This window comes from Pelagibius litoralis (assembly GCF_011683915.1).
In the GTDB taxonomy this organism is placed as follows: domain Bacteria; phylum Pseudomonadota; class Alphaproteobacteria; order Kiloniellales; family Kiloniellaceae; genus Pelagibius; species Pelagibius litoralis.
Genome location: NZ_JAAQPH010000004.1, coordinates 129,419 through 146,645 on the forward strand (window position 1 = coordinate 129,419; position 17,227 = coordinate 146,645).

Below are 17,227 nucleotides of genomic sequence, written 5' to 3' on the forward strand. Positions count from 1 at the left end.
GCGGCCCGGCCCGGTTTCGCCCGGCCGGGCCGGGAGAAGCCATGACCATCTATTCCCAGTCGCAAGCCTCTGTTCTCGCGGACCTCTATCGCCAGTTCAGCCAGGCCCCCGGAACCGTGGAGCCGCAGTGGCAGGCCTTCTTTGGCGATCTCGACGCAGAGGCCAAAGCGATCATCGAAAAGCTGAACGGCGGTGCGGCCAACGGCGCGGCCGCGCCTTCGGCGGCCGGTTCGGTCGATGTCGGCGATGCCGGGGTGCGCGCCGCTACCCTGGATTCGATCCGTGCCCTCATGCTGATCCGCGCCTATCGCGTGCGCGGCCATCTCGAAGCCAACCTCGACCCCCTCGGCCTGAAGCCGCTGGAGCCGCACCCCGAGCTTGATCCCAAGAGCTACGGCTTCACCGAAGAGGACATGGACCGTCCGATCTTCATCGACAACGTGCTGGGGCTGGAAACCGCTTCGCTGCGCAAGATCGTCGAGGTGGTGCGGGCAACCTATTGCGGGACCATCGGTGTCGAGTTCATGCATATTCAGGATCCGGCGCAGAAGGCCTGGATCCAGGAGCGTATCGAATCGATCCGCAATCAGCCGGACTTCACGGTCAACGGCAAGCGGGCGATCCTTGAGCGCCTGACCGCGGCGGAGACCTTCGAGCAGTTCCTCAACAAAAAGTACACCGGCACCAAGCGCTTCGGCCTGGACGGCGGCGAATCGATGATCCCGGCGCTGGAGCAGATCCTCAAGCGCGGCGGCCAGCTCGGCCTGAAAGAGGTGGTCATCGGCATGCCGCACCGCGGACGCCTGAACGTGCTGGCGAACTTCCTCGGCAAGCCCTTCTCGGCGATCTTCTCCGAGTTCGAGGGCGGCGCCGCCCATCCCGAGGATGTCGGCGGCTCCGGCGATGTGAAGTATCACCTCGGCACCTCCTCCGACCGTGAATTCGACGGCAACGTCATTCACCTCTCGCTGACCGCCAATCCGTCGCATCTGGAGGCCGTCAATCCGGTGGTGGTCGGCAAGGTCCGGGCCAAGCAGGAGCAGGGCAAGTACAAGGACCGCAGCGAAGTCATGGCGCTGCTGATGCACGGCGATGCCGCCTTTGCCGGGCAGGGCCTGGTGCCGGAGACCCTCGATCTGTCGGAGCTGAAAGGCTACCGCATCGGCGGAACCATCCATTTCATCGTGAACAACCAGATCGGCTTCACCACCAACCCGGTGAATTCGCGCTCCGGGCCTTATTGCTCCGATGTGGCGAAGATCATCCAGGCGCCGATCTTTCATGTGAACGGCGACGATCCGGAGGCGGTGACCCATGTGGCGCGCATCGCGACCGAGTTCCGCCAGTCGTTCAACAAAGACGTCATCATCGACATGTTCTGTTATCGCCGCTTCGGTCACAACGAAGGCGACGAGCCTGCCTTCACCCAGCCGATGATGTACAAGGCGATCGCCAAGCACCCGACGGCGCGGCAGGTCTACGGCCAGAAGCTGGTGGGGGAAAGCACCTTCACCCAGGCCGAAGTCGACGGTCTGGTCGAGCAATGGACCGAACGCCTGGAGCAGGACTTTCAGGCGGCCAAGAGCTACAAGCCCAACAAGGCCGACTGGCTGGAGGGTGTCTGGTCCGGCCTGGATGCGGCCCGCGGTTACGATCCGCGGCGCGGCAAGACCGCGGTCGAGACGCCAACCCTGCAGGAAGTCGGTCTGTCGCTGACCAAGGTTCCGGTCGACTTCAAGCTTAACCGCAAGATCGCCCGCCAGCTCGACGCCAAGCGCAAGATGATCGAAAGCGGCGAGGGGATCGATTGGGCGACGGCGGAGGCCCTGGCTTTCGGGACGCTGCTGGTGGAGGGGCACCCGGTACGGCTCTCCGGCCAGGACAGCAACCGGGGCACCTTCTCGCAGCGCCATGCGGCTTTCATCGATCAGGAGACCGAGGCGACCTACAAGCCGCTGAGCCACATCCGCGAGGAGCAGGCGCGCCTCGAGATCGTCGACTCGCCGCTCAGCGAGCTGGCGGTGCTCGGCTTCGAATACGGTTTCTCGCTGGCCGAGCCGCGCGCCCTGGTGATGTGGGAGGCGCAGTTCGGCGACTTCGTGAACGGCGCCCAGATCATCATCGACCAGTTCATTGCCTCGGGCGAATCCAAATGGCTGCGCATGTCCGGCGTGGTCATGCTGTTGCCGCACGGCTACGAAGGCCAGGGCCCGGAGCATTCCTCCGCCAGAATCGAACGCTTCCTCCAGCTCTGCGGGGAAGACAATCTGCAGGTCGTGAACTGCACCACGCCGGCGAACTACTTCCATGCCCTGCGGCGTCAGCTGCACCGCGAATTCCGCAAGCCGCTGATCGTCTTCACGCCGAAGTCGCTGCTGCGGCACAAGCGCTGCGTCTCCAAGCTCGACGACTTCGGGCCGGGCAGTTGCTTCCACCGGGTGCTCTACGACGATGATCTGCCGAGCGCGAAGAAGGACGCCAAGCAGGTGGTCATCTGCTCCGGCAAGATTTACTACGACCTCTTGGAGGAGCGTGAGAAGCGCGGCGTGAAGGATGTTCACTTCCTGCGTCTTGAGCAGCTCTACCCCTTCCCGGCGGACGCCCTGACGCAGGAGCTGGAACCCTACAAGCACTGCGATCTGGTGTGGTGCCAGGAAGAACCGCGCAACATGGGCCCCTGGGCCTTCGTCTCCACCTTCATCGAAGAGGTGGCGGAGGAAATCGGCTTTAAGACCCCCCGGCCGCGTTATGCAGGCCGCCATTCCGCGGCTTCTCCGGCGACCGGGTCGCACAAGCGCCACGTCAACGAGCAGGCGGCACTGATCGACGATGCCTTGACCCTTGGCAAAAAAGCCGTGGGGCGTATCCAGTCGCGCAAGGCTGCGATGGAAGAGCGGGAAAAGAAAAGCAAGGGCCAGGCCGCGGAGTAGCACCGACGGCTTTCGGCTTTGCGCCAGAGGATGAGTGAGACAGATATGGCGACAGACATCGTGGTGCCCACCCTGGGCGAATCGGTCAGCGAAGCAACCGTTGCCCAGTGGCTGAAGAAACCCGGCGAAGCGGTTGCGGTTGACGACCCGCTCGTTGAGTTGGAAACCGACAAGGTAACCCTGGAGGTCAACGCGACCGCCGCCGGCGTGCTTGCGGAGGTGATCGCGGGCGAAGGCGACAACGTGGAAGTCGGCGCCGTTCTGGGCCGTATCGGCGAGGGCGAAGGCAGTGTTGCGGCGGCGCCCCCGGCGGCCAGCCCGGCGCCGGCCCCAGCAACACCTGATCCGCCAGCCGCCGCCCCGGTCTCAGCCCCCGCGCCGGCGGGCAACGGCAAGACCATGGAGATCGTGGTGCCGACCCTCGGCGAGTCGGTGACCGAAGCGACGGTCGCCCAGTGGCTGAAGAAGGCCGGCGATGCGGTTGGCGCGGACGAGGGGCTGGTCGAGCTGGAAACCGACAAGGTTACCTTGGAAGTCAATGCCCCGGCCGCCGGCAGTCTGCAGTCGATTGCCGCCGAAGAAGGCGCAACCGTGGAAGTCGGGGCGCTTTTGGCGGTCTTCTCCGCCGGCGGTGCCGGGGCTTCGGCAGCGCCTGCCGCCGCTCCCGCCACGGCGCCCGCCCCTGCGGCCGGTCCTGCGGCTGCGCCGTCCGTGCAGGCTGCGGCTCCCGCTCCCTCGGCGGCGCCGGTCGCGCTTGATCCTGCAGCGGCTGCCCGCACCGGCGGCAAGATCACCAAGGCGGACCTGGAAGCCTTTTTGACCGAGTCCGCCGTGGGCAAGCTCGGCCCCGCGGTGCGCAAGCTGGTTGAGGAGAACAAGCTCGATCCGGCGGTCATTCCCGCCAGCGGCAAGGACGGTCGCCTGACCAAAGAGGACGTGGTTGATTTCCTCGAAGGCAAGACGCAGCCAATTCCGGGGGCGATTCCGAGCCCGGTCTCGGCACCCGCCTCTTCGCCAGCCGCTGCGCCGGCACAGGCGCCTGCCGCCGCCGGTCCGCGTGAGGAACGGGTGCGCATGCCCAAGCTGCGCCAGACCATCGCGCGGCGTCTGAAGGAAGCGCAGAACACCGCCGCCATGCTGACCACCTTCAACGAGGCGGACATGTCGGCGGTGATGGCGTTGCGTGCGCAATACAAGGACGGTTTCGAGAAAAAGCACGGCGTGAAGCTCGGCTTCTCGTCTTTCTTCACCAAGGCCTGCGTGGCGGCGCTGCAGGAACTGCCGGCGGTGAACGCGCGCATCGACGGCGACGAGATCGTCTACAACAAGTTCTACGACATCGGCATGGCGGTCTCGACGCCCAACGGCCTGATGGTTCCGGTGATGCGCGACTGCGACAAGCTGGGCTTTGCCGAGATCGAAAAGTCCCTCGGCGAGCTGGCGGCCAAGGGCCGTGACGGCAAGCTCAGCATGGACGAAATGACCGGCGGCACCTTCACCATCACCAACGGCGGGGTCTTCGGCTCGATGATGTCGACGCCGATTCTGAACATGCCGCAGTCGGCCATTCTCGGCCTGCACAAGATCCAGCAACGCCCCATGGCGGTGAACGGTCAGGTGGAGATCCGCCCGATGATGTATCTGGCGCTGTCCTACGATCACCGCATCATCGACGGGCGCGAGGCGGTCACCTTCCTGGTGCGGGTGAAAGAAGCCATCGAGGACCCGCAGCGCCTGCTGATCGGTATGTGAGGGCCGATGGGTGACGCGGGAAGCAAGGGCGGCGGCGACGGGGGCGGCCTCAGCGGGTTCGAGGACCGGCGTCTCAAACGCCTGCTCGACCGTCACGGCGATGCCGACTACGAACTCGACCTGACCGGCCTCGACCTGGCCCATGCCATCGGCTCCGTCGACCGCATGGTGGAACGCCAGCGCTTCCGCGACGCGGGACGTTCGGTTCTGGTGCGCATCGACCCGGCGACGCCCGACAGCGGCGAGACGCACTTCGGCCACCTGGGCCGCCATCTGCTGGACCTGAAGCGGCGCGGACTGGTCGCCACCCTGGCGCCGCTGGACCCGGCGCGCGGCGCCGGCTTCAACGTCACTCTGCCGGCGGGTAAGGAAACCCTGGCTGAGCCGTCTTCCGAAGGCGAAACCCTGGCGGAACTGGCACCGGAGGGCGATGACGATGATCCGCCCTCCGCATAAGGTTCAATCGAGCGTACGCTTGTAGCGGGTCATTGCGATAATCCCCACGACGACCGTAAAGATGGCGATGGCCAGAAACGCATTCTGAACGTCTGCGTAGCCGGCACCTTTCAGCATCACGCCGCGAACGATACGCAGGAAATGGGTCAGGGGCAGGGCCTCGCCGACCACCTGTGCCCAGGCCGGCATGCCGCGATAGGGAAACATGAAGCCGGAAAGCAGGATCGACGGCAGGAAGAAAAAGAAGGTCAGTTGCATCGCCTGCATCTGCGACTTGGCGATGGTCGAAAAGGTGAAGCCCAGCGCCAGGTTGGCGATCAGGAAAAGAACCACACCGGCCAGCAGCAGCCATAGCGCCCCGGTAAAAGGCACGTCGAACAGAAAGCGCGCCGCGATCAGAATGATGACGGTCTGCACGCCGCCGACCCCGATGTAGGGGGCGATCTTGCCGATCATCACCTCGTGCGGTCTGGCCGGCATGGCGAGCAGGTTTTCCATGGTCCCGCGTTCGGCCTCGCGGGTCATCGCGATGGCGGTGATCATCACCAGGGTCATGGTGAGGATGACGCCGAGCAGGCCGGGCACGATATTGTACTGGGTGATGGCTTCGGGATTGTAGCGTGAGTGAATGATGACTTCGACGGGCCCGGCGACCGGCGCCAGATGGTCCAGGGCGCCCTTCAGATCATGACGCAGGGCCCGGTTGACGATCTCTTCGGCGCGCGCCACGGCGTTGGAAGAGGCGGCGGGGTCGGAGGCATCGGCCTCGATGAGCAGCTGCGGGCGCTCGCCGCGCACCAGGCGCTCGGTGAAGCCGACGGGTATCGATACCACGAAGGAGACGTCGCCGCGGGCCAGCAAGCGCGCGCTTTCGCGCGGGTCGGCGGTTTCGAACACAAGGTCGTAGTATTCCGAGGTTTCCAGCGCGGTAAGCAGGCTGCGCACGATGGGCGTGCGTTCTTCGACGTGAACCGCCGTGGGCAGGTGTTTCGGATCGTTGTTGATGGCATAGCCGAAGAGGACCAGCTGGAGAACCGGGATCGCCAGCATCATGGCGAAAGTCATGCGGTCGCGCCGCATCTGGATCAGCTCTTTCACGAAGACCGCGGTGATCCGCGAAAGACTGCCGGTCAGGGCTTTGATCCCGGGGGTGTTCATCCCAAGATACTCATCCATGGTCTCTCTTGTCGCTGCCGGCCCGCGCCATCAGCGCGATGAAAGCATCCTCCAGGCTCGGTTCGACTTCTTCCCAGGTGACGTTTTCGCCGTCCGCCCCGGCGACGGCGCGCTGCAGGGCGCGGCGTTCAGGGCCGCTGATATGCAAGGCCGCCCCGAAGTAGGCGGCGTGGTCGACGCCGGGCTGATGGCGCAGGACCTCGGCCAGTTCGCGCACGCCTGGGCCCTTGGCGCGGAAGGTGATCAGGCCGGATTCGGCGATGATGTCGGCGACCTGGCCCTGGGTGATGAGCTTGCCGTTGGCCAGGTAGACGATGCGGTCGCAGCGCTCGGCCTCGTCCATGTAGTGGGTGGAGACAAGCACTGTGAGGCCCGCCGTCGACAGGCGGTGGATCTCATCCCAGAAGTCGCGCCTTGCCTGGGGGTCGACGCCGGCGGTGGGCTCGTCGAGCAGCAGCAGCCGGGGCTGGTGCATAGTCACGGCGGCCAGCGCCAGGCGTTGTTTCCAGCCACCGGAGAGGGCGCCGGCGACCTGGTGCTGCCGGTGAGTGAGGCCGAGGGTGTCGAGGGTCTCGTCGACGCTGCGCCGCCGGTTCGGCATCTGATAGAGCCGGGCGACGAAGTCCAGGTTTTCGCGGATCGTCAGGTCGCCCCAGAAGGAAAACTTCTGGGTCATGTATCCCGTGGCCCGTTTGATCCTTGCGGAGTCCTTGAGGATGTCGAAGCCGAGGCAGCGTCCCTCGCCCGCGCTCGGCCGCAGCAGGCCGCAGATCATGCGGATCGTTGTGGTCTTTCCCGATCCGTTGGGCCCGAGAAAGCCCCAGACCTGGCCCTGCGGCAACTGTATGTCGACACCGTCGACCGCAACCTTGTCGTCGAAGCGCTTCACCAGGCCGCGCACGTCGATCGCCAGGTTCGTTGGGGCCGAGGGGCTCACGGCAGCCGCACATCGACCGGCTGGCCCGGGCGCAGTTCCGGCCCGGACAGGCGCGCCTCGACCAGGAACACCAGTTTCTCGCGGGATTCGGCGCTGTAGATCACCGGCGGTGTGTACTCGGCCTCCCGCGCGATGTAGGCGATGCGCGCCGTCAGCGGTTCGCTCCGGCCGGTGACCAGAACCTCGACCGCTGCACCCAGCGCGACGTCGGGAAGCTGGGCCTGGGGCACGAAGAAGCGCACCTTCGAGGCATCCGCCGGCAGCAGTGCCAGCACCGGATCGCCCTCGCGGACGAATTCGCCGCGACGCTGGAAGACTTCCTCCACCTGCCCGGCGATCCGGGACAGGACGCTGCGTTGAGACAGCCACCACTCGGCCTGGGCGAGGGCGGCGGCGGCGGCGGCGCGTTCAGCCTCCGCCGCTTCGCGCGCAGCCGCGCGACCGGCAAGGTTCGCCACCCGGATATCGGCTTCGACCGTGCGCATGCGCGCGAAGGCGGCGTTGTATTCCGAGGTTACCTGATCGCCACGTGCCTTGGGCGCGGTGCCGCGGGCAACCAGTTCGATCCAGCGGTCCCGTTCCAGTTCGGCCAGTTCGAGGTTTGCTTTCGATTCCGCCAGTTGAGCCTCGAGGGCGACGATTTCCTCACGGCGGGCGCCGGTCGAGATGTCCCTTGCCTGCGCTTCGGCCTGGCGCAGCCGCTCGGCGGCTTCGGCGACCTCGGCGTATTGGCGGTCCTTGTCGAGTTCGAAGAGCAGATCCTCAGCCGCGACAGAGTCGCCTTCGCGCAGCGGCGCCGCGACCAGCCAGCCCGATACCGGGGCGGCGACATAGACAAGCTCGGCCTCGACGTAGCCGGTGAACCGGCCGTCGTCGGGCAGCGGATCGCAGGCGGCCAGGCCGGCGAGCAGCATCAGGGCGAGAGCCCGACAGGTTTTTGCGGCGGCGGTCACTTTGCCGCGTCCGGGTTGGCGGCGAGCGCGTGTAGCAGCATCTTTTTGTGCAGGGCGAAGAGCGCGTCCAGATCGACCCGCGCTTCGGGATCGATCTCGAACACCACGGACCAGATCGCCGAGAGCAGCACCGGCGCCACCACAAGGCGCGCGGTCAGTTTGGGATCGTCGACAGCCAACTCGCCTGATCGCTTTCCACGCTCCAGAACCGCGGCAATAGCGGCGAGGACGCGGTCGATGACCTGGCTGCGGTAGCGGCGCACGACATCGGGAAAGGCGCCGGCATCGGCCAGCAGCACCTTGACGACCCTTGGCAGGGGCGTTTCCCGGATGAGATGCGGCATGAAGCCGGTCAGGGCGTGCAGCGCCGCGGTGGCGGAAGGGGCGGCTGCCGCCAAGTGTTCGACTTTTTCGACATTGGGGGCGGCGACCGTTTCAATGAGCGCGATGAAGAGCGCGTCTTTCGAATCGAAGTAGAGATAGAGCGCACCTTTGGACAGGCCGGCACGGCGGGCGATGTCATCCATGCGGGCCGCCGTGAAACCGCGGTCGAAGAACTCATCGAGCGCCGCCTTGAGAAGGGCTTGGCGCCGCTCATCCTTGGCGGCCGGGGTTCGCGCTCTCAGCATGGGATGTCCTTATATAACTGACTGGTCAGTTATATAAGGAGCAGAACGCAGGCTACAAGGGGGTGCCCGGCGGCGCGTTACGGTTCTGCTGAGATTCCGGGGCTGATGCTAGAGCAGATCCTGGTCGGATGGAATCGCCGGAGGCGATCCCCTGGAATATCTGGCGACCGGGTGAATCTGCTCTAACTGTTTGATGGCGATCGGATTCACATGTTTTGGCGCAACCACGAAGTGGTTCCGTCAAAACATGATCCGATCTAGGAAAAAAACCTTAGGGCCGCGGCGACGATGGCCTCCGGCGCGTCTTCCTGCATCAGATGCCCGGCTTTGGGGATCAAGGTCAGTTGCGATCCGGGGACCATGGCCTGCAGCGTTTCACCGCGGGCCGGCGGAATCCAGCCGTCCTCCTCACCCCAAAGCAGCTGCAGGGGGCAGCGGAGATCGCCGTAGCGGGGTTCCACCTCGTCGGTGTAGCGCAGATCCATCTGGGCGATCTGTCGATAGAAGGCCGGCTGTCCCTCGGGGCCGCGCCAGGGGGCGAGATAAGGGTCCAGCTCTGTATCGGAAAACGGCCGGTGGATGGCGCCACGGATATAGGCGGCCAGCAAGGCGTCGTGGATGTAGGCCGGCATCCCGGCGAAGGCGGTTTCGTGCGCCAGGACGTGCTGTACGAAGGGCGAGCCCCAGGGCCGGATCGCAACGGGATCGATCAGCAGCAGCTTCTCGTAGTCGCAGCCGTTCAGCAGATGGGCGCGCAAAACCGTCGCGCCGCCGAAGTCGTGGGCCAGCACCTTCGGACGGGCGAGGCCCCAGTGACCCAGCAGCGCCGCCAGCACGCGGTTCTGGACGCCCAGGGAAACGTCCTGCCCCCCGCGCATGGTCGACTGGCCGTAGCCGAGCAGGTCGAAGACATGGACCTGGAAGTCCCGCGCCAGCTCGCGGCCGATCGCGTGCCACACGTAAGAGGAAAAAGGGGGTGCCGTGGACCAGCACCAGGGGCGGGCCTTCGCCGAGAACGTCAAAGGCGACGTCGTCGCCCTCGAAGGCGAAGCGCTGCGTCAGCGACCATCCTGTCATGTTTTGATCCTCAGCCTCGTTCGGCGCGCAGGAGGGACAGGCCAGCCCCTATCAACAGGCCGCCGGTGACGCGGTTTTTCCAAAGCTGAACCTTTGGATTGGCAATCAGCGCGGCAAGCCTGTGGCCGGCCAGGGCATAGAGCCCCAAGGCGATCATGAAGAGCGCAAGATAGCTGCCGCCCAACAGCAGAAACTGTTTGCCGCTGCCCGCCGGTGCGAACTGCGGCAGGAAAGCGAAGTAAAACAGCAGGCCCTTCGGATTGGTGACCGATGTCAGGAAGGCCTGTGACACGAGGGCGCGATAGCGCAAGACCTGAACCGACCGGGCCTGGTTTTGAACATCGGGGGCGACGGCTTCAAGGTTTCGCCAATAGGCGATTCCGAGCCAGATCAGATAGCCCGCGCCGATCCAGCGCAGAACCGTGAAGCCGTTCTGCGACGCGAAGAGGATGGCGGAGAGACCCAGGACCGTCATGGCGATCAGCAACAGGTTGCCCAGCAAGGCACCGGCCATCAGGCTCAGCGGCCGGCGGGGATCGCCACTGAGTGCGTGGGACAGGATCAGCAGCGTCGAGGGGCCCGGCGCCAGAGCCAGAACTGCGGCTGTCAGTAGAAAGAGGCCGAAACCGAGTATGTCCAACCCTGATGCTCCTGGCGTTCCTTCGATTATGCCGTCATGCGACCTTGCCGGTCGTGTTTCGGCGGGCGAGGGCGCGCTGCAGCGCCCGAATGCCTTCGACGATTTCCTCGTCGCTCAGGGTCATGGCGCCTTCGCGCACGGTAATCTCGAAGGTTCCCAATCCCTCGATGCGATAGACCGGAGGCATGGTGGTCAACCAGAGGCCGGATTCTTCGGCAACGTCCAATGCCGCCTCCATCAGGTCGGCGCCGCCGGTCTCCACCGTCACCAGTACCGCGTTGGCATGGGGCGGTTCGGGCATCACCCAGACCCCGGGCAGGGCCGAAAGGGCCCGGGCGATGGCCTTGGTCTTCTCATGGTAGGCCGCCATGCGCGGCAGGCGTTCTTCCAGGCCCTTCATGGCGGCGGCGACATAGGGAAAGAGGTGGATCAACCGGCCGCCGCAGCGCTGTTGCCAGACCCGTACTTCGTCGACAATGTCTTTCGGCCCGGCCAGGGCGCCGCCGGCGAAGCCGCCGAGGCCCTTATAGAAAGAGACGTAGAGCGAATCGAAGGGCGCGGCGATCTCCGCCAGGCTGAGCCCATAGAACGGCTGGCTTTCCCAGATCCGTGCGGCGTCGGCATGGAGGGCGATGCCGCGCGTCTTGGCGATGGCGGCGAAGCCCTCTATATCCGACCAGGGATGCAGGCGGCAGCCGAGGCGGCGCAGCGGCAGTTCCAGGGCGATGGCGCCCAGGGGCTCGACGATGGCCTCCAGATCGGCGGGTGTTGCCAGACGGTCGGGCGCGCCGAGGGTGGCCGCCTGCAGCCCGAAGATTCTTTGATAGGCTTCCGATTCTTCGGCGAAGATGTGGCATTGTGGATGCAGGGCAACGGTCGGGCAGCGTTGCCGGTCGGCCCAGACCCGCAGGGCCGCGTTCTGCAGCATCTTGCCGCTGGGCCCGAAGACGGCGGCGGGCTTGCCCAGAATTTCGGCGATCCGTTGCTCGAAATCCTCGATCAGCTTGCCCGATCCGTAGAAATCGGCCTCTGCCTCCTCGGGCAGGAAATCGGCCAGTTCGGCCAAGGCCCGGCGCGGGTTGACCGGTGAATCGTGAGACAGAAACCGGCTGCAGGACCGGCGCAGGCTTTCCTTGTCACGGAGGGTGTCCATACATACTTCCCAGGGTGCGATTATTCGTTGAACAGCGTCTCCCAGGTTAGCCGATCTTCCGGCTTCGGGCGAGTTGCTGCGGTGATTAGCACTGTTGCAGATGGATCATGCTTTTGCAGCACGGCAGCTTTCCGCCCTGTGCGCTTGTCCGCCCCGGCGCGATGCGGCAAGGTGGCGGGGAATTGATACCTTGATTACGTCACGCCGAGGGAAGTGAGAGACCATGAGCGATAAGCAGTACGATCTGGTGGTTATCGGTGGTGGGCCCGGCGGCTACGTGGCTGCGATTCGCGCCGCGCAGCTGGGCATGGCGACGGCCTGTGTGGAAGGACGCGGCGCCCTAGGTGGCACCTGCCTGAACATCGGCTGCATTCCCTCCAAGGCCCTGCTGCAGTCGTCGGAGAAGTACGCCGACGCGACCAAGCATTTTGCCGAGCACGGCATCAAGGTGGACGGCCTGTCGCTCGACCTGCCGGCGATGATGGGCCGTAAGGACAAGGTGGTGAAGAACCTGACCGGCGGCATCGAATTCCTCTTCAAGAAGAACAAGATCGACTACATCAAGGGCTGGGGCTCCATTCCCGCCGCCGGTTCGGTGAAGGTCGCGCTGGCCGATGGCGGCGAGCAGGTTCTGCAGACCAAGACGATCCTCATTGCCACCGGTTCGGAATCGACGCCCCTGCCGGGGGTCGAAACCGACGAGAAGCAGATCGTCACCTCGACCGGCGCGCTGGCGCTCGACAAAGTGCCGGAGCACCTGGTGGTGATCGGCGCCGGGGTCATCGGTCTTGAGATGGGCTCGGTCTGGTCGCGCCTCGGCGCCAAGGTGACGGTGGTGGAGTTCCTCGACCGCATTCTGCCGGGCATGGACGGCGAGATTGCCAAGCAGACCCAGCGCGTGCTTACCAAACAGGGTTTGAAGTTCAAGCTGGGCACCAAGGTCACGGCGGCGAAGAACGCGAAGGCCGGCGTCACCCTGACTCTGGAGCCGGCCAAGGGGGGCGAGGCGGAAGAGATGAAGGCCGCGGTGGTGCTGGTCGCCATCGGCCGTCGCCCCTTCACCGATGGCCTTGGCCTGCAGGAACTGGGCGTTGCCATGGACAACCGCGGCGTCATCCAGGTGGACAAGCATTTCCAGACCTCGGTGCCGGGGATCTATGCCATCGGCGACTGCGTGCCCGGCCCCATGCTGGCCCATAAGGCCGAAGAAGACGGCGTGGTGGCGGTCGAATGCCTGGCCGGCCAGTCCAGTCACATCGACTACAACATGGTGCCCGGCGTGGTCTACACCTGGCCTGAGGTGGCCAGTGTCGGCAAGACCGAGGAGCAGCTGAAGGAAGAAGGCGTCGACTACCGGGTCGGCAAGTTCCCCTTCACCGCCAACAGCCGCGCCCAGGCCGTGGGCGACACCGACGGCGTGGTGAAGATCCTGGCCGACAAGCGCACCGACAAGGTTCTCGGCGTTCATATCCTGGGGCCGCTGGCCGGCGATATCCTGGCCGAGGCGGTGACGGTGATGGAGTTCGGCGGCTCGGCGGAAGACATCGCCCGGACCTGCCACTCCCATCCCGGCATGGGCGAGGCGGTGAAGGAAGCCGCCCTGGCGGTCGACGGGCGCGCCCTCCACATCTGATTGTATTTAGTTCCGAACCCCGTAGCGCCGCTGTCCCCTTGGTGCGGCTACCCGGTGGCTCCTCTGCCGGACGGTTTGCAGCAAGCGGCGCCGTTTGTGCTTTAATCCGGGCGCAACGACCCCAAGCGTCGTTGCCGACAGGGAGGCCGCTTTATGCGTTGGAGTGAGCGCCGTGCGCGATTTCGCGCGCTCTTTGCCGGGGACCGCTGTGTCCATCCCGGCTCCGTCTACGATCCACTCTCAGCCCGGATCGCCGAGGATCTGGGGTTTGAGGTTGGCATGTTCGCCGGTTCGGTTGCCTCGCTCGCGGTGCTCGGGGCACCGGACCTGATCGTTCTGACATTGAGCGAGTTCGCCGAACAGGCCTACCGGATCAATCGTGCCACCAACCTGCCACTGATGGTCGACGCCGATCACGGCTACGGCAACGCCCTCAACGTTCGCCGCACGGTGGAGGAACTGGAGACCGCAGGGGTCGCCGGACTCTCGATTGAGGACACGCTGTTGCCGCCGCCCTTCGGCGGCGCCGGCCAAGCGCAGCTTATTTCGATTGAGGAGGGGGTTGGCAAGATGAGCGCGGCCCTGGCCGGAAGAAGCGACCCAAATCTGCTGATCGCCGGACGCACCAGCGCGCTTTCGCTGAGCGGTGTCGACGACGCGGTTCACCGCATTGCCGCTTACGAGGCGACCGGGGTAGACGCCATTTTTCTGATTGGCGTGAAGACCAAAGACCAGCTGGCGACATTGAGAAAAGCGGTCAAGCTGCCGCTCATCCTCGGCGGTGCGGCGCCTGAGGTCCAGAACCTGGACTATCTCTCCAGCATGGGGGTGCGGCTCAGTCTGCAGGGCCATCAGCCCTTTATGGCCGCGGTACAGGCGGTTTACGACACCCTCAAAGCGTTGCGTGAGGGCGCTGCGCCTGCTGATCTCGAGGGTGTGGCACCGCCGGCGCTGATGAAGCGCCTTGGCCGTGAAGCCGACTATCAGGCCGCGATAAAGGAATTCCTCGGCGGCGCGTGACGGGCCCGCCCATTGCCAAGGCGATAACGGTTCGGGCCTGCTGTGGTTTGCGATCAGAATGTTATTCTCATCGACAAGACCCGGTTTTCGGTACGGACGGAAAAAAAACCGTTACAAGGGTCAGATCCGGGGTGGGCTTCTGCGTTCAAGTTTAAGTGTCTTGTTCTAAGGTGTGCCCGATGACCCTTGATCTCGTTCTTGCTTTTGTCGGCGTTGCTTTCCACGCTTCCATCGCGCCCGGGCCCAGCAATTTCTTGCTGCTGGCCTCAGGTGCCAATTTCGGACTCAGGCGGTCGCTGCCGCTGTTTCTGGGAATTAGCCTCGGCTTCCTCATCGTAATCCTGGTCTTTGGTCTGGGTTTCGAGAGGGTTTTTGGCGCGCCGCCGGCCGTCTTCATTACCTTGAAGGTCATCTGCGCAGGCTATGTGCTCTGGCTTGCCTGGAAGGTTGCCCGAAGCGCGGTACCGGAAGGCGACGCAGGGACGCCGGCAGCCCGGCCGATTTCCTTCCTGCAGGCTTTGGGTTTTCAGATGGTTAATCCAGCGGCCTGGCTCGTGGGATTCATCATCGTGGTTTCCTATGCGGCAGGAGAGTCCTCCGGCGACAGCATCGTCTCCAGGGTGTTGCTGCTGACGGCGGTCTTCGGTGCCGTGAATCTGCCAAGCATCGGCTTATGGGTGATGTTGGGCATGGGGTTGCGCCGCCTGCTCGGCGACGCGGGGAAGCTGCGGATTTTCAATATAGTGATCGCGCTGCTGCTGGTTGTATGGATGGTGCCATCTCTGTTGGGAGCCGTGTTTTAGAGTTCTTTCGCCCGGTGCCGTCAAACTATGAAAGAGTCTAGTCAGCGCTTGCCGGTACCTTCTCATCGATGCCGAGCAGGCCCGGCAGTTCCGCCATGTCGGCGAACGGCAGGCCGCCGGCGGCGGTAAGGGCGTCTTCGTCATTGTCGGCGGCGTAGGCGAGCACGCGCATGCCCGCCGCCATGCCGGCGGTGGTACCCAGAAGGCTGTCTTCGACCACCACGCAGGTATCGGGCATCTGGCCCATCTGCTCTGCGGCGTAGAGGAAGATGTCCGGGTGCGGCTTGCCGCGGGCCACCATGTTGGCGGAAAAGATGTTGTCGCCGAAATAGCCGCGCAAACCCGTCAGGCCGAGGGTCAGTTCCATCTTGTCCGGGTTGCCGGAAGAGGCGACGCAGATCGGTATCTCATTCTGCAGGATGGTTTCGATCGTCGCGGCAACACCGGAGATCGGCTGCAGGCCCTTGCGGAAGGCCGCATTACGTCTGACCTCGAAGTCGGACTTCCAGTTCGCCGGCAGGGGCTTGCCGAGCCATTGCTCCACCGTATCGGCGACGCGCTGCAGGGTGCCGCCAACGAAGCGGGCGCGGCATTCCTCATAGGTGATCGGAACGCCGGTGGCCGTGATGGTCTCAGCCATGATGCGGTTGGCAATGGTTTCGCTGTCGACGAGCACGCCATCGCAGTCGAAAATAACAAGAGCGGGAATCATGGCTATGACTATAACAGGTGCAAGCCAGCCATGCGGCCTTTTTTCTGCAGTGCAGCATGAAAGTGGATAGGCTGCGCGAAGGCCGGCCCCGGCCTGCATCTGGGCCTGCTTTTGGATTATGGGGAGTGTGCATTGCGGGGAATGGCGTTGACGGGCTGGCGGCTGGTTGCGCTGCTCTGCCTTACCCAGGTTCTGGGTATGCTGGGCAACGCGACCTTTCCGGCGTTGATCCCGGTCTTTCAGCCGCTCTGGGCCCTCAGCAATACCGAGGCCGGCTGGGTCAGTGGTGTCTATTACGCCGGCTACACCGCGGCGGTGCCGGTGCTGGTCACCCTGACGGACCGCCAGGACGCCCGCGGTATCTACCTGCTTTCCTGCCTGCTGGGCGGGCTGGCGGCCCTCGGTTTTGCCTTGCTTGCCAGCGGCTTCTGGACGGCGATGGTCTTTCGTTTTCTCGGCGGGATCGGCCTGGCGGGGACCTACATGGTGGGCCTGAAGCTGCTGTCCGACCGCCTGCCGGAACAAGGCCGGGCCCGGTCGGTTGCCATCTACACCGCGCACTTCGGTATCGGCGCCTCGCTTTCGGTTTTCGCGGCGGGCGAGGTAACGGCCCTGGCCGGCTGGTCCTGGGCCTTTGTCGTCGGTGCCCTGGGGTCCTTCGTCTCTCTGCTGCTGGTCGTTGTCTTCGTGCGGCCCCTGGCGCCCCGGCCACGCCGCGCGGCGCCCACGGCGGTGTTCGATTTCCGTCCGGTGCTGCGCAATCGCCCGGCGCTCGCCTATACCCTGGGCTATGCCGCCCATATCTGGGAGCTTTTCGGCTTCCGCGCCTGGCTGGTCGCCTTCCTCGTCTTCGTCTTTGCGCAGCAGCCGGCGCTGGCGGCGGGGGGCTGGTCGCCGACCCAGGTGGCTACTCTTCTGTTGTTGCTGGGGCTGCCCGCGTCGATCCTCGGCAATGAGATCGCGACGGCTTTCGGACGGCGGCGGATCGTATCGCTTTTCATGATCGGCTCCGGCGGCATCGCCCTGGTGCTGGGCTTCATCGCCGGGGCGCCGCTCTGGCTGCTGGTCGCCGTGCTGCTGGTCTACGGCTGTCTCATCATGGCCGATTCCGGTGCGCTCACCGCCGGGGCGGTGATTGCCGCCGCACCGGAGCGCCGCGGGGCGACCATGGCGCTCCATGCCCTGCTCGGTTTTGGGGCGGGTTTCCTCTCACCCCTGGCCTTCGGTGTGGTGCTGGACCTCGGCGGCGGTGTCGATCAGGGACTGGCCTGGGGCTTCGCCTTCGCGCTGCTCGGCCTCGGGGTTTTCACCGGGCCATTGATTCTGGCCCTGCTTGCCCGCCGCGGGAACGCCTGA

At 65.1% G+C, this 17,227-nt stretch carries 15 protein-coding genes; 7 read left to right on the forward strand and 8 right to left on the reverse strand.

The window, feature by feature from the left end:
• The first annotated feature begins 41 nt into the window (after window positions 1–41).
• From HBA54_RS06620 to HBA54_RS28650, 3 genes are read left to right on the forward strand one after another with little or no spacing between them, the layout of a single operon-like run.
• The gene (locus HBA54_RS06620; RefSeq protein WP_167222673.1) at window positions 42–2,930 is read left to right on the forward strand and encodes a 2-oxoglutarate dehydrogenase E1 component; all 2,889 of its coding nucleotides are present in this window, start codon (window positions 42–44) and stop codon (window positions 2,928–2,930) included.
• Window positions 2,931–2,975: 45 nt separating this feature from the next.
• The gene (odhB, locus tag HBA54_RS06625; protein ID WP_167222675.1) at window positions 2,976–4,682 is read left to right on the forward strand and encodes a 2-oxoglutarate dehydrogenase complex dihydrolipoyllysine-residue succinyltransferase; all 1,707 of its coding nucleotides are present in this window, start codon (window positions 2,976–2,978) and stop codon (window positions 4,680–4,682) included.
• A 6-nt stretch (window positions 4,683–4,688) separates the two neighbouring features.
• The gene (locus tag HBA54_RS28650; RefSeq protein ID WP_205944459.1) at window positions 4,689–5,138 is read left to right on the forward strand and encodes a hypothetical protein; all 450 of its coding nucleotides are present in this window, start codon (window positions 4,689–4,691) and stop codon (window positions 5,136–5,138) included.
• 3 nt (window positions 5,139–5,141) lie between these two features.
• On the opposite strand, the gene HBA54_RS06635 is transcribed toward HBA54_RS28650, so the two are convergent.
• From HBA54_RS06635 to HBA54_RS06665, 7 genes are all read right to left on the reverse strand, one after another.
• Window positions 5,142–6,314: an ABC transporter permease gene (locus tag HBA54_RS06635; RefSeq protein ID WP_240932542.1), complete on the reverse strand. Its 1,173-nt coding sequence runs from the start codon at window positions 6,312–6,314 to the stop codon at window positions 5,142–5,144.
• Window positions 6,307–7,251 carry an ABC transporter ATP-binding protein gene (locus HBA54_RS06640; RefSeq protein WP_167222677.1) on the reverse strand — a complete coding sequence of 315 codons (945 nt, stop codon included), beginning with the start codon at window positions 7,249–7,251 and terminating at the stop codon, window positions 6,307–6,309. The genes HBA54_RS06635 and HBA54_RS06640 overlap by 8 nt, the downstream gene beginning before the upstream one ends.
• Window positions 7,248–8,204 (reverse strand): HlyD family secretion protein, encoded by a 957-nt coding sequence (locus tag HBA54_RS29595; protein ID WP_167222679.1) that lies wholly within the window; start codon window positions 8,202–8,204, stop codon window positions 7,248–7,250. The genes HBA54_RS06640 and HBA54_RS29595 overlap by 4 nt, the downstream gene beginning before the upstream one ends.
• Window positions 8,201–8,833: a TetR/AcrR family transcriptional regulator gene (locus HBA54_RS06650; RefSeq protein ID WP_167222681.1), complete on the reverse strand. Its 633-nt coding sequence runs from the start codon at window positions 8,831–8,833 to the stop codon at window positions 8,201–8,203. Before HBA54_RS06650 ends, HBA54_RS29595 begins: the two co-directional genes overlap by 4 nt.
• 257 nt (window positions 8,834–9,090) lie before the next feature.
• Entirely contained in the window at window positions 9,091–9,855 is a 765-nt protein-coding gene (locus HBA54_RS06655) for an alpha/beta fold hydrolase (protein WP_240932543.1), read from the reverse strand.
• A gap of 65 nt (window positions 9,856–9,920) precedes the next feature.
• Window positions 9,921–10,550, reverse strand: coding sequence for a LysE family translocator (locus HBA54_RS06660; protein WP_167222683.1), 630 nt, complete (start codon window positions 10,548–10,550; stop codon window positions 9,921–9,923).
• 34 nt (window positions 10,551–10,584) lie between these two features.
• Window positions 10,585–11,703: a threonine aldolase family protein gene (locus HBA54_RS06665; protein ID WP_167222685.1), complete on the reverse strand. Its 1,119-nt coding sequence runs from the start codon at window positions 11,701–11,703 to the stop codon at window positions 10,585–10,587.
• Window positions 11,704–11,926: 223 nt separating this feature from the next.
• Between HBA54_RS06665 and lpdA the strand changes: the two genes are divergently transcribed.
• The 3 genes from lpdA (at window position 11,927) to HBA54_RS06680 (ending at window position 15,159) form a co-directional block, all read left to right on the forward strand.
• Window positions 11,927–13,336, forward strand: coding sequence for a dihydrolipoyl dehydrogenase (lpdA, locus tag HBA54_RS06670; protein ID WP_167222687.1), 1,410 nt, complete (start codon window positions 11,927–11,929; stop codon window positions 13,334–13,336).
• Between the two features lie 153 nt (window positions 13,337–13,489).
• The gene (locus HBA54_RS06675; RefSeq protein ID WP_167222689.1) at window positions 13,490–14,356 is read left to right on the forward strand and encodes an isocitrate lyase/PEP mutase family protein; all 867 of its coding nucleotides are present in this window, start codon (window positions 13,490–13,492) and stop codon (window positions 14,354–14,356) included.
• A gap of 179 nt (window positions 14,357–14,535) precedes the next feature.
• Window positions 14,536–15,159 carry a LysE family translocator gene (locus HBA54_RS06680; protein WP_167222691.1) on the forward strand — a complete coding sequence of 208 codons (624 nt, stop codon included), beginning with the start codon at window positions 14,536–14,538 and terminating at the stop codon, window positions 15,157–15,159.
• Between the two features lie 37 nt (window positions 15,160–15,196).
• Here the strand turns inward: HBA54_RS06680 and HBA54_RS06685 are convergent, their stop codons facing one another.
• Window positions 15,197–15,871, reverse strand: a complete 675-nt coding sequence (locus HBA54_RS06685) for an HAD family hydrolase (RefSeq protein ID WP_167222693.1) — start codon at window positions 15,869–15,871, stop codon at window positions 15,197–15,199.
• Between the two features lie 141 nt (window positions 15,872–16,012).
• Between HBA54_RS06685 and HBA54_RS06690 the strand changes: the two genes are divergently transcribed.
• The gene (locus HBA54_RS06690) at window positions 16,013–17,227 is read left to right on the forward strand and encodes an MFS transporter (RefSeq protein ID WP_167222695.1); all 1,215 of its coding nucleotides are present in this window, start codon (window positions 16,013–16,015) and stop codon (window positions 17,225–17,227) included.

Coding starts and splice junctions, on each gene's coding strand:
- HBA54_RS06620 (WP_167222673.1), top strand. CDS start 42: ATGACCATCTATTCCCAGTCGCAAGCCTCTGTTCTCGCGGACCTCTAT.
- odhB (WP_167222675.1), top strand. CDS start 2,976: ATGGCGACAGACATCGTGGTGCCCACCCTGGGCGAATCGGTCAGCGAA.
- HBA54_RS28650 (WP_205944459.1), top strand. CDS start 4,689: ATGGGTGACGCGGGAAGCAAGGGCGGCGGCGACGGGGGCGGCCTCAGC.
- HBA54_RS06635 (WP_240932542.1), bottom strand. CDS start 6,314: ATGGATGAGTATCTTGGGATGAACACCCCCGGGATCAAAGCCCTGACC.
- HBA54_RS06650 (WP_167222681.1), bottom strand. CDS start 8,833: ATGCTGAGAGCGCGAACCCCGGCCGCCAAGGATGAGCGGCGCCAAGCC.
- HBA54_RS06665 (WP_167222685.1), bottom strand. CDS start 11,703: ATGGACACCCTCCGTGACAAGGAAAGCCTGCGCCGGTCCTGCAGCCGG.
- lpdA (WP_167222687.1), top strand. CDS start 11,927: ATGAGCGATAAGCAGTACGATCTGGTGGTTATCGGTGGTGGGCCCGGC.
- HBA54_RS06675 (WP_167222689.1), top strand. CDS start 13,490: ATGCGTTGGAGTGAGCGCCGTGCGCGATTTCGCGCGCTCTTTGCCGGG.
- HBA54_RS06680 (WP_167222691.1), top strand. CDS start 14,536: ATGACCCTTGATCTCGTTCTTGCTTTTGTCGGCGTTGCTTTCCACGCT.
- HBA54_RS06685 (WP_167222693.1), bottom strand. CDS start 15,871: ATGATTCCCGCTCTTGTTATTTTCGACTGCGATGGCGTGCTCGTCGAC.
- HBA54_RS06690 (WP_167222695.1), top strand. CDS start 16,013: ATGGCGTTGACGGGCTGGCGGCTGGTTGCGCTGCTCTGCCTTACCCAG.